The sequence below is a fragment of the Nocardioides convexus genome (assembly GCF_011090295.1).
The window spans coordinates 2,538,286-2,553,132 of the sequence record NZ_JAAMYA010000001.1 but is presented as its reverse complement, the minus strand read 5'-3'; the positions used below and the strand labels follow the sequence as shown (position 1 = coordinate 2,553,132).

Genomic DNA, 14,847 nt, shown 5'->3' with positions numbered 1-14,847 from the left:
CACGGGCGAGAACTTCCGGCGCGGCGGCTTCCTGCCGAAGGACCAGCGCTACGAGCGCGCCCGGACCTTCCTGCAGACCGCGACCGAGATCTGGGACTCCTGGCGCGGCGACGAGGTGCTCGCCGACAAGGAGTCCGGCCGCTTCCTGGCCCGCCCCGACGCCGGCTCCTTCGCCCACCACGACGCGCACTTCGACATCGAGGGCCGGTTCAACGTGCCACGTAGCCCGCAGGGCCGCCCGGTGATCTTCCAGGCCGGTGAGTCCGAGGAGGGCCGGGAGTTCGCCGCCGCCCACGCGGACGCGATCTTCTCCCGCTACAGCAAAGCTCGAGGAGGGGCGGGCGTTCTACGCCGACGTGAAGGGCCGGCTGGCCCGCCACGGCCGCTCCCGCGAGGACCTGCTCATCCTCCCCGCGGCGACCTTCGTGCTCGGCGACACCGACGCCGAGGCTGCCGAGATCGCCCACGAGGTGCGTCTCGCGCAGGTCTCGCCGGCGACGGCGATCAAGTTCCTCGAGCAGCCTGTGGAACACCGACCTGTCCGACCACGACCCGGACGGGCCGCTGCCGTCGTTCGACCCCGTCGCCGGCGACGACCTGTTCGCGAAGGGTCGTGCCTCGGTACGGGTCAACCGCGACCCGGTCGAGATCGCCCGCGAGTGGCGCGAGCGCGCCGAGGCGAACGGCTGGAGCAGCCGCGAGTCGATCATCGAGGTGACCGGCCGGCAGTCCTTCGTCGGCTCCGCGGCCACGATCGCCGAGACCCTCGACGACTTCGTCCAGGCCGACGCCAGCGACGGCTTCATCCTGGTCCCGCACGTCACGCCGGGCGGCCTGGGCCGCTTCGTCGACGAGGTGGTGCCGCTGCTGCAGGAGCGCGGCGTCCACCGCACGGCGTACGCCGGCACGACGCTGCGCGAGCACCTCGGGCTCGCCCCCGCGGGCTCCGCCGCCGGCGCCACCGCCCGGAGCGAGGCGGCGTCGTGAGCCGCGCCCCGCTGTCCGTCCTGGACCTGGTGCCCGTCGTCTCCGGTGAGACCGGTGCGGACGCGCTGCGCCACAGCGTCGACCTGGCCCGGGAGACCGAGCGCCTGGGCTACGCCCGCTACTGGGTCGCCGAGCACCACCTCAACCCCGGCGTCGCCGGCACCTCGCCCGCGGTCGTGATCGCCCTGCTCGCCGGTGCCACCTCGACCATCCGGGTCGGCTCCGGTGCGGTGCTGCTCGGGCACCGCACAGCGCTCAACACGATCGAGGAGTTCGGGCTGCTCGACGCGGCCTACCCCGGCCGGATCGACCTCGGAGTCGGCCGCTCCGGCGGCAAGCCCCCGTCCTCGGCGCTCGCCGACGAGCCGCCGGTCGCCCTCGTGGACGGGCGCACCCCGGAGGGTCTGCTCGTGCCGCCCAAGGTCTCCGTCGAGCGGCTGCTGAAGTCGCCGCGCTTCGCCCTGCAGCAGGCGCTCCTCAAGGCTCGAGGGCGCCCAGTCCGCCGACTACGGCGAGCAGACTCGACGACATCCTCGCCTTCATCGCCGGCACCTGGGTGTCGCGCGACGGCGTGCCCGCCCGGGTGGTCCCCGGTGAGGGCGCGGACCTGCAGCCTGTGGGTGCTCGGCAGCAGCGGCGGCGAGAGCGCGCAGGTCGCGGGCAAGCGGGGGCTGCGGTTCGCGACGAACTACCACGTGAACCCCGCCGGCGTGCTGGAGGCCGCTGCGGCGTACCGCGCCGCCTTCGAGCCCTCCGACGTCCTCGCCGCCCCGCACGTCGCGGTCTCCGCCGACGTCGTGGTCGCCGAGGACGAGGCCACCGCCCGCGAGCCTGGCCACCGGCTACGGCCTGTGGGTGCGCAGCATCCGCACCGCCGAGGGCGCCATCCCGTTCCCCACCCCGGAGGAGGCGCGGGCCTGGGAGTGGACCGCGGAGGACCGGGCCCTGGTGCAGGACCGCCTCGACACCCAGTTCGTCGGAACACCCGCCCAGGTCGCCGACCAGCCTGGAGGTCCTCCAGCGCGCGGTCGGCGCGGACGAGCCTGGTGGTCACCACCATCACCCACGACCACGCCGACCGGGTGCGCTCCTACGCCCTGCTCGCCGAGGAGTGGTCCCGCCGTTGACTTGGGGTTTCCCACCCGCGAGTTGGGGTTTCCCACCCGCGAGTTGGGGTTTCGCACCCGCGAGTTGGCAGTTGTCCACCGCCCCGCGAGGTGGGAAACCCCCAACTCGGCGGTGGAAAGCCACAACTCGGGGGTGGGAAACCCCAACTCGCGGCTAGGGGCCTTCTCGCCCGCTTCCACCGCGACGGGCAGGTCGTTGCCGGCGGGCGGGAGCGGGCAGGTGGCGTACGGCGTGTAGGCGCACGGCAGGTTCACCGCGCGGTTGAAGTCCACGACGGTCTCCTCGCCCGAGAGCGGCCGCGGCACCGACAGGCTCCGCACCGCCGGGTACGTCGTCACGCCGGACGTCTCGTCGCGGAAGAGCACGAGCAGCGAGTCCGGGGTGAAGCCGGGGAAGGCGATCAGCCGCAGCGGCTTTCCCGCCACCTCGAAGGCGAAGCTCGCCGACGGCGCCGTAGACGTGCTCCAGGCCCTCGACGACCGAGCCGACGGCGGTGTCGACCGGGGCGTCGTAGGCGGTGAAGCGGGCGGCGAGGGTCCAGGCCGGGTCGGGGTCGTAGGCCGTCGTACCGGTGTAGGCGGCGAGGACCGGGGCGTCGGGGTGCCGCGGGCGGACGATGTCGGCGCCGCCGCGGCGGGCGACCTCGACGACCGCGTCGCCGAAGCGGGCGGTGACGCCGCCCCGCTCGGGGATCGGGCCGAAGGCGTGCCGCCCGGTGACGGTGACGCCGTCGACCTCGAGGGACTCACCGGGTTCGAGCTCGACGACCGGCCCGTCCGGGCCGGTGCGCCAGGCGCCGGGGGCGTCGGTGAAGCGGGCGGTGTCCTCGGTCAGCCAGTTCAGGCTGGTGACGGCGAGGAAGCCGTGCGGGTCGGCGCGGGCGCTCTCGTGGGCCCGGTGCCAGGCCTGCCAGGCCTCGCTGAAGCCTGCTGGTGGTCTCGGTGGTCATGTCCGTCTCCCTCTCAGAACGCCGGCTCGGGGTCGAGCTCGGACTTGTCGATGCCGATCCCGGCCACGTCCCACTTGGCGAAGATCTTCGCGTAGACGCCGCTGTCGATGAGACTCGTTGACGGCCGCGACCAGCACCGGCGCCAGCGGCGAGCCCTTGTCGGTCACGAAGCCCACGTCGCTGGAGCCTGATCTCGCCGAGGAAGGTGAGGTTCGGCTGGTGGACGGCGATGTACCGCAGGCTCAGGGTCGGGCCGAAGAAGAGATCGGTCTTGCCGCTCTGCAGGCCGAGCAGGATCGCCGACTGGTCCTTGAAGTACTCCACCTCGTAGGGCTTCTCGCCGGCCTCGGCGCAGTCGCCCGCACCCTTCTCGAGGATCTGCTGGAAGGCTCGACCCCGGCGTCGTCGCGACCTTGCGCCCGCAGATGTCGGTGAGCTTCGTGACCTTGTCGAGGCCGCTCTTCTTGTTGCTGACGAACGCCTGCCCGTCCTTGACGTACGTCGCGAAGTCGACCACCTTCAGCCGCTCGCTCGTCACCGCGAAGTTGGCCTGCCCGACGTCGTACTTGCCGCTCTGGGTGCCCGGCACGATCGTCTCGAAGTCTGCCGAACTGCACGTCCCAGGCTCACCCCGAGCACCTTCGCGACCGCGTTGCGCAGGTCGATGTCCAGCCCGACCTGGGTGCCGTCGGCGGTCGAGCCGGAGTGCGGCAGGAAGGTCTCGCCGACGGCCTCGGTGACGCCGATGGAGAGCCTTCCCGCTCTGCTGCACCGCCTTCGGGAGGCTTTGCGCGCAGGGCCGGGTCGGCGGCCACGCCGGACACGACGTCCTCGGTGGGCAGGCTCGACCGGCGCAACGCTGGTGCCGGCTCCGACCTTCTTGTCGTCGGCGCTGAGGGTGTCCGAGCTCTCGCCGCACGCCGCGAGGGCGAGCGCGAGGACGACGGTGGCACCGGCGAGGACGGTCCGGGTGGGCTTCACGGGGGTTCCTTTCGGGAGGTTCACAGGACGGCGGAGAGGAACGCGCGGGCGCGCTCGTTGCGGGGGTTCTCGAGGACGTCGGCGGGTGGGCCGGACTCGACGATGCGGCCGGCGTCGAGGAAGACGACCTGGTCGGCCGCCTCGCGGGCGAAGCCGATCTCGTGGGTGACCACGATCATCGTCAGCCCGGTGCGGGCGAGGTCCTTCATGACGGCGAGCACCTCACCGACCATCTCCGGGTCGAGCGCGCTGGTCGGCTCGTCGAAGAGGATCAGGTCCGGACGGTTGGCCACCGCACGGGCGATCGCCACCCGCTGCTGCTGGCCCCCCGACAGGCTGGCGCGGGTACGACGCCTCGCGGCCCGCGAGGCCGACCCGCTCCAGGAGCTCGGTGGCCCGCGCCGCGGCCTCGGGGCGTCGTACGCCGGCGGCGAGCCTGACCCTCGACGATGTTCTCGAGCGCGGTCTTGTGGGGGAACAGGTGGAACTGCTGGAAGACCATGCCGATCCCGGCTCGCTGCCGGGTGATCGCCCGGTCGGGCAGACTCGCGCAGGTGTCGGCCGTCGTCGCGGTAGCCGATCACCTCCTCGGCGACCTCGACGAAGCCGGCGTCCGGCTTCTCCAGGTGGTTGATGCAGCGCAGCAGCGTGGACTTGCCGGACCCGGAGGGGCCGAGCAGGACGGCGACCTCGCCACGGGCGACGTCGAGGTCGATGTCCTCCAGGACGAGGTGGTGGCCGAAGGCTCTTGCGCAGCCCGCGGATCCGGACCAGGGGCGTGCTCATGCGAGCCCTGCGAGGTCGGCCCGGGTGCGGCTGCGCAGCGGCAGGTTGCCGCGGGTGACCTGCCACAGCCCGCGCGTCGTACCCCCGTCGCGGCCCCGGGCGTAGTGCCGCTCCACGAAGAACTGGCCGATGGAGAGCAGCGTGGTGAGGATGATGTACCAGATCGTGGCGACCAGCAGCAGCGGGATGATCAGGTAGTTCTGGTTGTAGATCAGCCTGCACGGAGTAGAGCAGGTCCTGCACCGCGATCACGCTGACGATCGAGGTGGCCTTGAGCATCCCGATCAGCAGGTTGCCGCTCGCCGGGATGATCGACGGCATCGCCTGGGGGAGCACGATCCGGCGGAAGATCCGGCCCTTGCCGAGGCCCAGCGACTTGGCTGCCTCGGTCTGGCCGGGCTCGACCGCGAGCAGCCCGCCGCGCACGATCTCCGCGGCGAAGGCCGCGACGTCGAGGGTCAACCCGACGAACGCGGCGAGGATGCCGGTGAACAGGTGCGCGGTCTCCACGGTGGCGAAGGTCTTCACGCCCGGGATCGACAGCGAGAGCGTCGGGTAGAGCGAGGAGAGCTCGAACCAGAACAGCAATCTGCACCAGCGGCGGCACCGAGCGGAACAGCCAGATGTAGACGAAGGCTGACGGACTTCAGCACCGGGTTGTCGGAGAGCCGCATGACGGCGAGCACGATCCCGATCAGGTAGCCGCACACCAGCACCGCGGCCGTCAGCCACAAGGTGAGGGCCAGGCCGTCGAGGATCGAGGGGCGCAGGAAGAAGTGGGCGACGACGTCCCACTGGTAGTGCGGGTTGGTCGCCATGCTGCGCAGCACGAGGGCGACGATCACGAGCACGAGCGCCGCCGAGATCCACTGGCCGGGCTTGCGGCGCGCGACCAGGCGCGCGCCGAGCAGGGCTTCGTCGCCCGGAGCCGTCGTCGGCTCGGTACGCCGAGGTGTCCCGAGATCCACCGTCACTGCCGTCGCCTCCCGATCGGACAACTAAGTCGATCAAATCTATCGAGATAGTAGTCCGAACGTCGGACGGTGGTCCGGTGGGCGAGACGGGCGGCCTGGTCAGCCGGCGGCGGCCTCCTTCTCGCAGCCGTCGGAGATCTTCTCGACCCGCTGCTGCATGGCTGCGGAGGCCTTCTCGTCGAGCACCGCGGCGAGGACGTCCTTCTCCGGGATCTGGCGCTCGACGCACGCGGTGAGGGCGGCCCAGTAGTCATCGTCGGCGACCTTCGCCTTCTCCGCCGGGGTGCTGGCGGCGCTCTCGGAGAACGAGCGCATCGTGCGGAGGCCGAAGTCGACCAGCCCCACGCATGTCGACAGCGCTTCGGTGCGGACCTCGACGAAGGCCTGCGGCTCGTCGCGCATCGTGGCGGTCTCGTGGCTCGCGTCGAGCACCTTCCACTCCACGAGCCGGTCCGCGCCCGCCTTCTCCAGCACGGCGTCGCCGAGGCAGCCGGTCTCCTCGTCGGTGAAGGCGACGGCGTCCATCTCGCCGAACGCCGCGGCGAGTGCCTTCGCCGCCGGATCCGCCTGCTCGGCGCTCGGCGAGGCCGTCGGCGACGACTCCGAGGCGGGATCGTCCCCGCAGCCGGCAAGACCGAGGGCCAGGACGAGCGTCGCGGCGAACAGCGTGACGTGGCAAGTCCGAGTTGTCATGACAGGACAATCTACGGGCATTGCGCCCCCGTCCTAGGGTGGCCCCATGACCACGCCGAGCACCGAGTCGCCCGCGATGATCGACTGGGGCCCGGCCGCCGCGCTCGGCAGCAGGCTCGCCGGGGACGGCCCCGTGGTGACCCGTGCCGAGGCGGACGCCGCCGTCGCCGAGCCTGCGGGCGGGCGCGCACCGCTCGACCGGGCTGGTCCGCGACTTCACCGGTCTCGATGCACCCGAGGGCACCGCGCCGATCCTGGTCGTCGACCGCCCCGGCTGGGTGCAGGCGAACGTCGAGGGCTTCGCGGTCGCCACCCGGCCGATGGTCGAGAAGCCTGGTGGCGAGCAAGCCGCCGTCGGCCCTGGCGCTCAAGGTCGGCTCGAAGGTCACCGGTGCCGAGGTGGGCGGTCTGCTGGGCTTCCTGGCCGGCAAGGTGCTCGGCCAGTTCGATCCCTTCCACCCCGACCACGGCCGGCTGCTGCTCGTCGCGCCGAACGTCGTCCACGTCGAGCGCGAACTCGGCGTCGACCCCCACGACTTCCGGCTCTGGGTCTGCCTGCACGAGGAGACCCACCGGGTGCAGTTCACCGCTGTGCCGTGGATGCGCGAGCACCTGTTCTCCGAGATCCAGGCGATCAGCGACGCCGTCGAGCCGAGCAGACTTCCTCGACGCCGGCGTGGAGCGGATCGCCGAGGCGATCAAGGCCGGCCGCAACGGCGGCAGCATCGTCGACATGTTCAGCAGCCCGGAGCAGCGCGAGGTGCTGGACCGGGTCACCGGCATGATGTCGCTGCTCGAGGGCCACGCCGACGTGGTCATGGACGACGTCGGTCCGACCGTCATCCCGAGCGTGGAGCGGATCCGCCGCAAGTTCACCCAGCGCCGCCAGGGCGTCGGGACGCTCGACCGGGTCCTGCGCCGACTGCTCGGCCTGGAGGCCAAGATGGCGCAGTACCGCGACGGCGCGAAGTTCGTCCGCGCCGTCGTCGACAAGGTCGGCATGGAGGACTTCAACGCCGTGTGGGCCGCCCCGGAGAACCTCCCCGGCAAGGCGGAGCCTGGCCGACCCCGAGGGCTGGGTCCGCCGCGTCCTGGCCTGATGGGCCTCCACCCGGCGGTCGCCGCCACCCGCCACGGCGTACGACGCACGCTGGCCCCGCTCGACCCGGGCACCGCCGTCCTGGTGGCCTGCTCGGGCGGTGCCGACTCGCTCGCCCTGCTGAGCGCCACCGTCTTCGAGGCGCGCAAGGCGGGGCTCCGGGTGGTCGGCGTGACCGTCGACCACGGCCTGCAGGAGGGCTCCTCCGAGCACGCCGCACACGTGGTGGCGCAGATGGCCGGCCTCGGCGTGGACGAGACCGCGAGCGCCCGGGTGCACGTCGACCCCGCGGGGCTGGGTGTCGAGGCGGCCGCCCGCCGGGCCCGCTACGACGTGCTGGAGCAGATGCGCGCGCACTTCGGCGCCGCGCTCGTGCTGCTCGGCCACACCCGCGACGACCAGGCCGAGACCGTGCTGCTGGGCCTGGCCCGCGGCTCGGGGGGCCGGAGCATCGCCGGGATGCGCCGCGCGTTCGACCACTACGCCCGTCCGCTCCTCGACGTCGCCCGTGCCGACACGGTCGCGGCCTGCCTGGCCGAGGACATCGCGTTCTGGGAGGACCCGCACAACAGCGACCCCGGCTTCGCCCGGGTCCGGGTCCGGCAGCGGGTGCTGCCGGTGCTGGAGGACGAGCTCGGGCCGGGGATCGCCGCCACCCTCGCCCGCACGGCCGACCAGGTCCGTGCCGACGTGGAGGCCCTGGACGCCCTCGCGAATGCCGCCCGGGCCGAGTCTCGCCGACCCCGGCGGACTGCCGCTCGCGGGCCTCGCCGGGCTGCTCCCGGCCGTCGCCACCCGGGTGCTGCGGCTGGCCGCGCTGGAGGCCGGCGCGCGGGACGCGGAGCTCTTCCACGTCCACGTGACGGCCCTGCACCGGCTGGCGCTGGGCGCGACCAGCGGTGAGGTCCAGGCTGCCGGGCCACGTCACGGCGTACCGGGACCGCGCCCACCTCCGCTTCACCCGGACCGCTGTGGCAGGCTGACGCCCATGCTTGCGGATGATGTCGCGGACGACCTCGTCGAGGTGCTCTTCACCGAGGCCCAGATCCAGGAGCGGATCAAGGAGCCTGGCCGCCGAGATCGAGCGTGACTACGACGGCTTGGACCTCGTCCTCGTCGGCGTGCTGCGCGGCGCAGTGATGGTCATGGCCGACCTGTCCCGCTCGCTCGGCAAGCACGTCGAGATGGACTGGATGGCCGTGTCGTCGTACGGCTCGGGCACGAAGTCCTCCGGCGTCGTGCGGATCCTCAAGGACCTCGACGCCGACATCACCGGGCGCCACGTGCTCATCGTCGACGAGATCATCGACACCGGCCTGACCCTGTCGTGGCTGACGTCCAACCTCGGCTCGCGCGGTCCGGCGAGCGTCGAGATCGCCACCCTGCTGCGCAAGCCGGAGGCGCTGCAGATGCCGGTGAAGGCCAAGTACGTCGGCTGGGACATCCCCAACGAGTTCGTCGTGGGCTACGGCCTGGACTACCGCGAGCGCTACCGCAACCTGCGCGACATCGGCACGCTCGCGCCCTCTGTCTACTCCTGACCCGCGCCCGCCTGTGCGGCGCAACCATGGACCAGACAGAATGAGTCTGACGACGGCGTGTACCGTCGTCGGATCCTGGATGGTGGAGATGGGGACGGTCAGTCGGTGAAGCGGGTTTTCAGAGGGCCTTGGCTCTGGATCGGTGTGGCGGTGGTGACCGTCATCCTCGCGCTGCAGTACCTCGCGCCGGGAGGCGGGTACGACGAGGTCCCGACCTCCCAGGCTCGAGAAGTACATCGCGCAGGGCAAGGTCGACAAGATCACGTTCACCGACGGTGACCAGTCGATCCAGGCCGACCTCGACAAGGGCACGCGCGACTCCGGCGACAAGGTCGTGGCGTACTACATCAACGGCGAGCAGGAGTCGATCCTCGCGGCCGTCAAGGAGCAGGTCGACAAGGGCACCATCGACGAGGCGAACTCCAAGAACCCGCAGCCCAGCCTGCTGGGCTCGCTGCTCGCCACGCTGCTGCCCTTCGTGCTGATCATCGCGCTCTTCATCTTCTTGATGAACAACGTCCAGGGCGGTGGCCGGGGCGTCATGCAGTTCGGCAAGTCCAAGGCGAAGATGATCTCCAAGGACATGCCGAAGACCACCTTCGCCGACGTCGCGGGCTGCGACGAGGCGATCGAGGAGCCTCGGCGAGATCAAGGAGTTCCTCCGGGAGCCCGGCAAGTTCCAGGCCGTCGGCGCCAAGATCCCCAAGGGCGTGCTGCTCTACGGCCCGCCCGGAACCGGCAAGACCCTGCTCGCCCGCGCCGTCGCGGGTGAGGCGGGCGTGCCGTTCTACTCGATCTCCGGGTCCGACTTCGTCGAGATGTTCGTCGGCGTCGGCGCCTCCCGGGTCCGCGACCTGTTCGAGCAGGCCAAGGAGAACGCCCCCGCGATCGTCTTCATCGACGAGATCGATGCCGTCGGCCGCCACCGCGGCGCCGGCATGGGCGGCGGTCACGACGAGCGCGAGCAGACCCTCAACCAGGCTCCTCGTCGAGATGGACGGCTTCGACGTGCGCGGCGGGGTCATCCTGATCGCGGCCACGAACCGGCCCGACGTGCTCGACCCCGCGCTGCTGCGCCCGGGCCGCTTCGACCGCCAGATCCAGGTCGACGCGCCGGACCTCGCCGGCCGCAAGCGGATCCTCGAGGTCCACTCGCGCGGCAAGCCGCTCGACGGCTCCGTCGACCTGACCTCGGTCGCGCGGCGCACGCCCGGCTTCTCCGGCGCCGACCTCGCCAACGTGCTCAACGAGGCCGCGCTGCTCACCGCGCGCAACGGCCAGAAGGTCATCACCTCGGCGACCCTCGACGAGGCCATCGACCGGGTCATCGCCGGGCCGCAGCGCAACTCGCGGCTGATGTCGGAGAAGGAGAAGCCTGATCACCGCCTACCACGAGGGCGGCCACGCTCTCGTCGCGGCGGCGCTGCCGGGCACCGACCCGGTCCACAAGATCACGATCCTGCCCCGCGGCCGCGCGCTGGGCTACACGATGGTGCTGCCGGACGAGGACAAGTACTCCCAGACCCGCTCGGAGATGCTCGACAAGGCTCGCCTACATGCTGGGCGGCCGGGCGGCGGAGGAGATGGTCTTCCACGACCCGACCACCGGTGCCGGCAACGACATCGAGAAGGCCACCAGCCTGGCCCGGGCGATGGTCACCCAGTACGGCATGACCGAGCGGCTGGGCGCGATCAAGGCTCGGCGACTCCAACTCCGAGCCGTTCCTGGGCCGCGACATGGGCCACCAGCGCAACTACTCCGAGGACGTCGCGGCCGCGATCGACGACGAGACCAAGAAGTTCCTCGCCGTGGCGCACCAGGAGGCTTTCGACATCCTGGTCGAGAACCGCGACGTGCTCGACGACCTGGTGCTCGCGCTGCTCGACAAGGAGACCCTCGACAAGGAGCAGGTCGCGGAGATCTTCACCGCCCTGCGCCGGCGCCCCGAGCGGCCCGCCTGGACCGGGTCGCCGGACCGGATCCCCCTCCGACATCCCGCCGGTGGAGATCCCCGAGGAGATCCGCCGTCGCGCCCAGGCTCAACGGCCAGACCGCGCCCGAGACCCAGGAGGGCGGTCAGATCCTGACGCCTCCCGGTCCTGGCGGGGACGTCTACGGCGGCACGCCGGCCGCGCCGCCCACCGACCCCCAGCCGCCGGCACCCACCGCTGGGACCTGAGCCGTGGCCGATCCGATCTCCGTGCCGGAGCGCACGCCGGGCGACGTACCGGACTTCGACCACGAGCGGGCCGAGGCGGCCGTGCGCGAGCCTGCTGTACGCCATCGGTGAGGACCCGACCCGGGAGGGCCTGCAGGAGACGCCCGCCCGCGTCGCCCGCGCCTACGCCGAGTCTCACCGCCGGTCTCCGGATGGCTCCCGAGGACGTGCTCACCACGACCTTCGACCTCGGCCACGACGAGATGGTGCTCGTGCGCGACATCGAGTCTGTGGTCGATGTGCGAGCACCACCTGGTGCCGTTCACCGGCGTGGCGCACGTCGGCTACATCCCCGCCGGCAGCGGCAAGATCACGGGCCTTTCCAAGGCTCGCCCGACTGGTCGACCTCTACGCCAAGCGGCCCCAGGTCCAGGAGCGGCTGACCACGCAGATCGCGGACTCGCTGATGGCGATCCTCGAGGCCCGCGGCGTCATCGTCGTGATCGAGGCCGAGCACCTGTGCATGACCATGCGCGGGGTCCGCAAGGCCGGCGCCCGCACGCTCACCTCGGCTGTGCGCGGGATCATGCACAACCCGGCCACCCGCGCCGAGGCGATGGCGCTGATCCACAGCCCCCGCTCCTGAGTCTCACATCTGATCAGGTTTCTCTCAGTTTTTCCTGACAGGACTTGTCTTGTCTGTCAGGCTCCGGGTTCGCGCTGACGGAGGGTCGGCGCTTCCCGGGATTCTGGAGTGCCTGTGTCTTCACGTCTGCGTGGTCATGTCTTCTTCGGTTCGGTGGGCATGGCCGTGGTGCTGTCGGGCTTCGGTGTGCAGCCGGTGTGGGGTCCTCAGCCCGCGGTGGCCGCGCCGGTGGCGGCTGTTGACGACGGGGCGGAGAAGGGGCCGCTCGTGCGGCCCGACTCGATCTCGGCGCAGGTGACCGCGCGGGCGTCGGGCAAGCGGGTGGAGGACCTGTCGCAGGGTGATGCGTTCACGCAGGTGTTCGCCAATGCGGACGGGTCGTGGACCTCGGAGACGGCCTCGGAGCCGGTGCGGGCACAGGACGAGGAGGGTGTGTGGTCGCCGATCGACCTGACGTTGGTCAAGGTCGGGGGGCGGTTGGTGCCGAAGAACGCCCCAGGTGAGGTGTCGCTGTCCGCGGGTGGGGACAGGGTCTTCGCCGACGCCGTCCCCGACGACGGTCCCGGTGGTGCGGGCAAGGTGTCGTGGTCCTGGCCGAGCGAGTCTGCCGGAGCCGGTGCTGGACGGTGCGTCGGCGACGTATCGCGATGTCGTGGCTGGTGGTGGTGACCTCGTGGTCACGGCCACGGCGTCGGGCTTCACGCACAACGTGGTGCTCGAGGAGCGGCCGAAGGCGGGCGCGGACGGCAAGATCGCGCCGGTCGGTCTCACGGTCCCGGTCACCACGCCGGGTGCGGAGGTCCGCACGAACGCCGCGGGCGGGATCGAGGTCACCGCGAAGGCCGGCAAGGCCGGCAAGGCCGGTGAGATGGTGGCCTCGGCTCCGGCGCCGATCATGTGGGACTCCTCGAAGGGTGAGGACGAGCCGAAGGCCGGACCCGGTGATGCGCAGTTCGCGCCCGTCAAGGCGACGGTGGCCGACACCGCCGCCGGCGGTCGGTTGAAGCCTGGCGCCGGACATGAGCCTTCCTGACCGACCCCGACACGGTGTATCCGGTCACGGTCGACCCGCAGTTCACGTTGTACTCCAACGCCGACACCTGGGTGATGAACACCGGGATCACCTCGGGGATGGGCGCCTCGACGCAGCTGCGCGCCGGGACCTACGACGGTGGCACGCACCTGGCGCGGTCGTTCTTGAAGTTCCCCGGCGACGCGACGTGGAACGGCACCCAGATCCGTGGTGCGGTGCTGAAGCCTGTGGAACTTCGAGTCGGGCTCGTGCAACGCCGGTGCGATCCGTGCTTCGCGGATCACCGAGGCGTGGAACTCCACGAATGTCACGTGGTCGAACCAGCCCGTCGCGACCGCGACCGACCAGGTCCAGTACTCGCCTGCCCATGGTGCGAGCGGGTGTGCCGCTGCGGAGGCGCAGTGGAACGTGACCAACATCGTGCAGTCGTGGGCCAACGGGACGCCGAACTACGGCCTGCGGATGGCGGCCTACACCGAGACCAACTCCAACACCTGGCGGCTGTACTACTCGGCCGACTCCAGTGGCGGGACCGCCCGCCCGAAGCTCGTCGTGACCTACAACCGCTACCCGACCACGAGCCTCCCCGTCGGCCACGCCGTTGACGGCCTGGGCGGGGGTCAACGGTGGTGCGACGAGTCTACTTCACCAAGACCCGCACACCCACGGTGTCGGCGAAGGGCTCGGACGCCGACGGCGGCCGGTCAAGATCCTGATGCGCGCCTACGCGGCCCAGGACACCTCCTCCCAGGTGCTCGGCGGTTGCTGGACGCCCTTGGGGGCACAGGGCACGACGTTGTCGTGCACGATGCAGACCCTGCCCAACGACACCACGGTGTACTTGCGGGGCAAGGCTCAAGACTCCGCGGGTGCGTGGGGTGGCGGTTCTCTCGACGCCGCCGGTGGCTGGACGTCATGGCGTCCGATCAACGTCGGGGCGACTACTCCGGAGCCACCGGTCATCGCCTGCCCCACGCCGTACTCGAACGACTCGTGGGCTGAGACCGGTCCGGCCACCAACCTGACCTGCACGATCACTGCGACCGGCACGGGTTGGTCCGCACCGGGCTACATCCGCTGGTCGCTGAACGGCGCCCCGGAGACCCGTACCAAGATCACTCCCTCGCCGAACGCGACCACCGCACGGGTCAGTGTGACAGTGCCCAAGGACCTGGGTGCGTACGAGATCACCGCGAAGGCGGAGAGCCGTTCGGGACTGATCTCGGAGGAGGAGAGCCTACGGCTTCGGCTACGGCCCGTTCACCATGGCATCCCCGGTGACGGACCCGTCCGGGCGGGCCTCGGTCACCACGACCGATCGCGTCACCCTGGTCGCCGAGGGGCCGACCAACACCGCGACCAACCCCGAGCCGGTCGTGAAGTGGCGTGTCGCCGGGTCCGGTGAGAACGCGGCCAACGGCTGGCACGACGCCGGCGTGACCGACTACGACACCTCCACGCCTGCCGCCGGGAAGACCTCGGTCACGGCGGTGGTCGACACCTCGACCTTCGACGACGGCAACGGTGGCCCCAATCCCCGCCGCCCGGTCATGCTCGAGCCTGCAGATCTGCATGCCCTACCCCTCGACCACGGCCTGCACCTGGGCCAGCGCACCCGTGCGCGTGCTGCGGGTTCCGCACGCCTTCGGCGGCAACTACCCCGTCGCCGAGGCCGGACCGGGAGAGGTCGCGCTCTGGACCGGAGAGTTCGGGCTCTCCGAGACCGACGCCACCGAGCCGGGTTACGGCGCCGAGCCTGGGCGTGTCCCGTTCGTACGGCTCTTTCGGCGGTCCCTCGGAGGACCTCGACGGAGGACCAGCAGGTGTGTTCGGGCCTGGCTGGACTGCCTCTCTTGGCGGAGTAGAAGCCG

The 14,847-nt window shown here is 71.3% G+C and carries 15 protein-coding genes and 8 pseudogenes; 13 read left to right on the top strand and 10 right to left on the bottom strand.

Translation table 11 applies throughout. The features are described 5' to 3' along the window. Positions 1-31: 31 nt before the first annotated feature. Genes G5V59_RS19205 through G5V59_RS19195 form a run of 3 tightly spaced genes read left to right on the top strand, consistent with a single transcriptional unit; the run spans position 32 to position 2,114 of the window. Positions 32-718: an LLM class flavin-dependent oxidoreductase gene (locus tag G5V59_RS19205; protein WP_341351262.1), complete on the top strand. Its 687-nt coding sequence runs from the start codon at positions 32-34 to the stop codon at positions 716-718. Further along, entirely contained in the window at positions 715-987 is a 273-nt protein-coding gene (locus tag G5V59_RS19200) for a hypothetical protein (RefSeq protein WP_278260316.1), read from the top strand. The genes G5V59_RS19205 and G5V59_RS19200 overlap by 4 nt, the downstream gene beginning before the upstream one ends. Next, a complete protein-coding gene (locus tag G5V59_RS19195) occupies positions 984-2,114 on the top strand; it encodes an LLM class flavin-dependent oxidoreductase (protein WP_278259937.1) in 1,131 nt (376 codons plus the stop codon). The genes G5V59_RS19200 and G5V59_RS19195 overlap by 4 nt, the downstream gene beginning before the upstream one ends. A 222-nt stretch (positions 2,115-2,336) precedes the next feature. Here the strand turns inward: G5V59_RS19195 and G5V59_RS19190 are convergent. From G5V59_RS19190 to G5V59_RS19145, 10 genes and pseudogenes are all read right to left on the bottom strand, one after another. Next, positions 2,337-2,540 (bottom strand): annotated as a pseudogene (locus tag G5V59_RS19190) (DUF1684 domain-containing protein); the annotation flags it as partial. Positions 2,541-2,622: 82 nt separating this feature from the next. Next, a pseudogene (locus G5V59_RS19185) lies at positions 2,623-2,733 on the bottom strand (hypothetical protein); the annotation flags it as partial. A 127-nt stretch (positions 2,734-2,860) separates the two neighbouring features. Next, on the bottom strand, positions 2,861-3,064 hold the full coding sequence (locus G5V59_RS19180) for a hypothetical protein (protein ID WP_278257515.1): 204 nt from the start codon (positions 3,062-3,064) through the stop codon (positions 2,861-2,863). Further along, positions 3,061-3,231, bottom strand: coding sequence for a hypothetical protein (locus G5V59_RS19175; RefSeq protein WP_278257514.1), 171 nt, complete (start codon positions 3,229-3,231; stop codon positions 3,061-3,063). Before G5V59_RS19175 ends, G5V59_RS19180 begins: the two co-directional genes overlap by 4 nt. Then, on the bottom strand, positions 3,228-3,653 hold the full coding sequence (locus G5V59_RS19170; protein ID WP_278257513.1) for a transporter substrate-binding domain-containing protein: 426 nt from the start codon (positions 3,651-3,653) through the stop codon (positions 3,228-3,230). Before G5V59_RS19170 ends, G5V59_RS19175 begins: the two co-directional genes overlap by 4 nt. Then, positions 3,599-4,045 (bottom strand): hypothetical protein, encoded by a 447-nt coding sequence (locus G5V59_RS19165; protein ID WP_278257512.1) that lies wholly within the window; start codon positions 4,043-4,045, stop codon positions 3,599-3,601. The genes G5V59_RS19170 and G5V59_RS19165 overlap by 55 nt, the downstream gene beginning before the upstream one ends. A gap of 20 nt (positions 4,046-4,065) precedes the next feature. Further along, positions 4,066-4,831, bottom strand: a pseudogene (locus tag G5V59_RS37160) (amino acid ABC transporter ATP-binding protein). Between the two features lie 288 nt (positions 4,832-5,119). Continuing rightward, positions 5,120-5,359 (bottom strand): annotated as a pseudogene (locus G5V59_RS37155) (ABC transporter permease subunit); the annotation flags it as partial. Next, positions 5,356-5,799 carry a hypothetical protein gene (locus G5V59_RS19150; protein ID WP_278257509.1) on the bottom strand — a complete coding sequence of 148 codons (444 nt, stop codon included), beginning with the start codon at positions 5,797-5,799 and terminating at the stop codon, positions 5,356-5,358. The gene G5V59_RS19150 and the pseudogene G5V59_RS37155, both read right to left, overlap by 4 nt. 105 nt (positions 5,800-5,904) lie before the next feature. Next, the gene (locus tag G5V59_RS19145) at positions 5,905-6,498 is read right to left on the bottom strand and encodes a hypothetical protein (protein WP_278257508.1); all 594 of its coding nucleotides are present in this window, start codon (positions 6,496-6,498) and stop codon (positions 5,905-5,907) included. Between the two features lie 143 nt (positions 6,499-6,641). Here G5V59_RS19145 and G5V59_RS19135 point away from each other — a divergent pair. The 10 genes and pseudogenes from G5V59_RS19135 to G5V59_RS19090 form a co-directional block, all read left to right on the top strand. Further along, a pseudogene (locus tag G5V59_RS19135) lies at positions 6,642-7,128 on the top strand (zinc-dependent metalloprotease); the annotation flags it as partial. Positions 7,129-7,174: 46 nt separating this feature from the next. Next, positions 7,175-8,500, top strand: coding sequence for a tRNA lysidine(34) synthetase TilS (gene tilS / locus G5V59_RS19130; protein WP_278257507.1), 1,326 nt, complete (start codon positions 7,175-7,177; stop codon positions 8,498-8,500). An 85-nt stretch (positions 8,501-8,585) separates the two neighbouring features. Then, positions 8,586-9,138 (top strand): annotated as a pseudogene (gene hpt, locus G5V59_RS19125) (hypoxanthine phosphoribosyltransferase). A 75-nt stretch (positions 9,139-9,213) separates the two neighbouring features. Next, positions 9,214-11,318, top strand: a pseudogene (ftsH, locus tag G5V59_RS19120) (ATP-dependent zinc metalloprotease FtsH). 21 nt (positions 11,319-11,339) lie between these two features. Next, positions 11,340-11,943, top strand: a pseudogene (gene folE, locus G5V59_RS19115) (GTP cyclohydrolase I FolE). 153 nt (positions 11,944-12,096) lie between these two features. Continuing rightward, on the top strand, positions 12,097-12,612 hold the full coding sequence (locus tag G5V59_RS19110) for a hypothetical protein (protein ID WP_278257506.1): 516 nt from the start codon (positions 12,097-12,099) through the stop codon (positions 12,610-12,612). Continuing rightward, on the top strand, positions 12,560-12,976 hold the full coding sequence (locus tag G5V59_RS19105; protein WP_278257505.1) for a hypothetical protein: 417 nt from the start codon (positions 12,560-12,562) through the stop codon (positions 12,974-12,976). The genes G5V59_RS19110 and G5V59_RS19105 overlap by 53 nt, the downstream gene beginning before the upstream one ends. 14 nt (positions 12,977-12,990) lie before the next feature. Next, positions 12,991-13,581 (top strand): hypothetical protein, encoded by a 591-nt coding sequence (locus G5V59_RS19100; protein WP_278257504.1) that lies wholly within the window; start codon positions 12,991-12,993, stop codon positions 13,579-13,581. Next, positions 13,578-14,381 (top strand): hypothetical protein, encoded by an 804-nt coding sequence (locus G5V59_RS19095; RefSeq protein ID WP_278257503.1) that lies wholly within the window; start codon positions 13,578-13,580, stop codon positions 14,379-14,381. The genes G5V59_RS19100 and G5V59_RS19095 overlap by 4 nt, the downstream gene beginning before the upstream one ends. Continuing rightward, entirely contained in the window at positions 14,353-14,841 is a 489-nt protein-coding gene (locus tag G5V59_RS19090) for a hypothetical protein (RefSeq protein WP_278257502.1), read from the top strand. The genes G5V59_RS19095 and G5V59_RS19090 overlap by 29 nt, the downstream gene beginning before the upstream one ends. The last annotated feature ends 6 nt before the right edge of the window (positions 14,842-14,847 follow it).

What these genes read in the sequence shown, in the direction of transcription:
- G5V59_RS19180 (WP_278257515.1), bottom strand. Translation starts at nt 3,064, where the DNA reads ATGACCACCGAGACCACCAGCAGGCTTCAGCGAGGCCTGGCAGGCCTG.
- G5V59_RS19145 (WP_278257508.1), bottom strand. Translation starts at nt 6,498, where the DNA reads ATGACAACTCGGACTTGCCACGTCACGCTGTTCGCCGCGACGCTCGTC.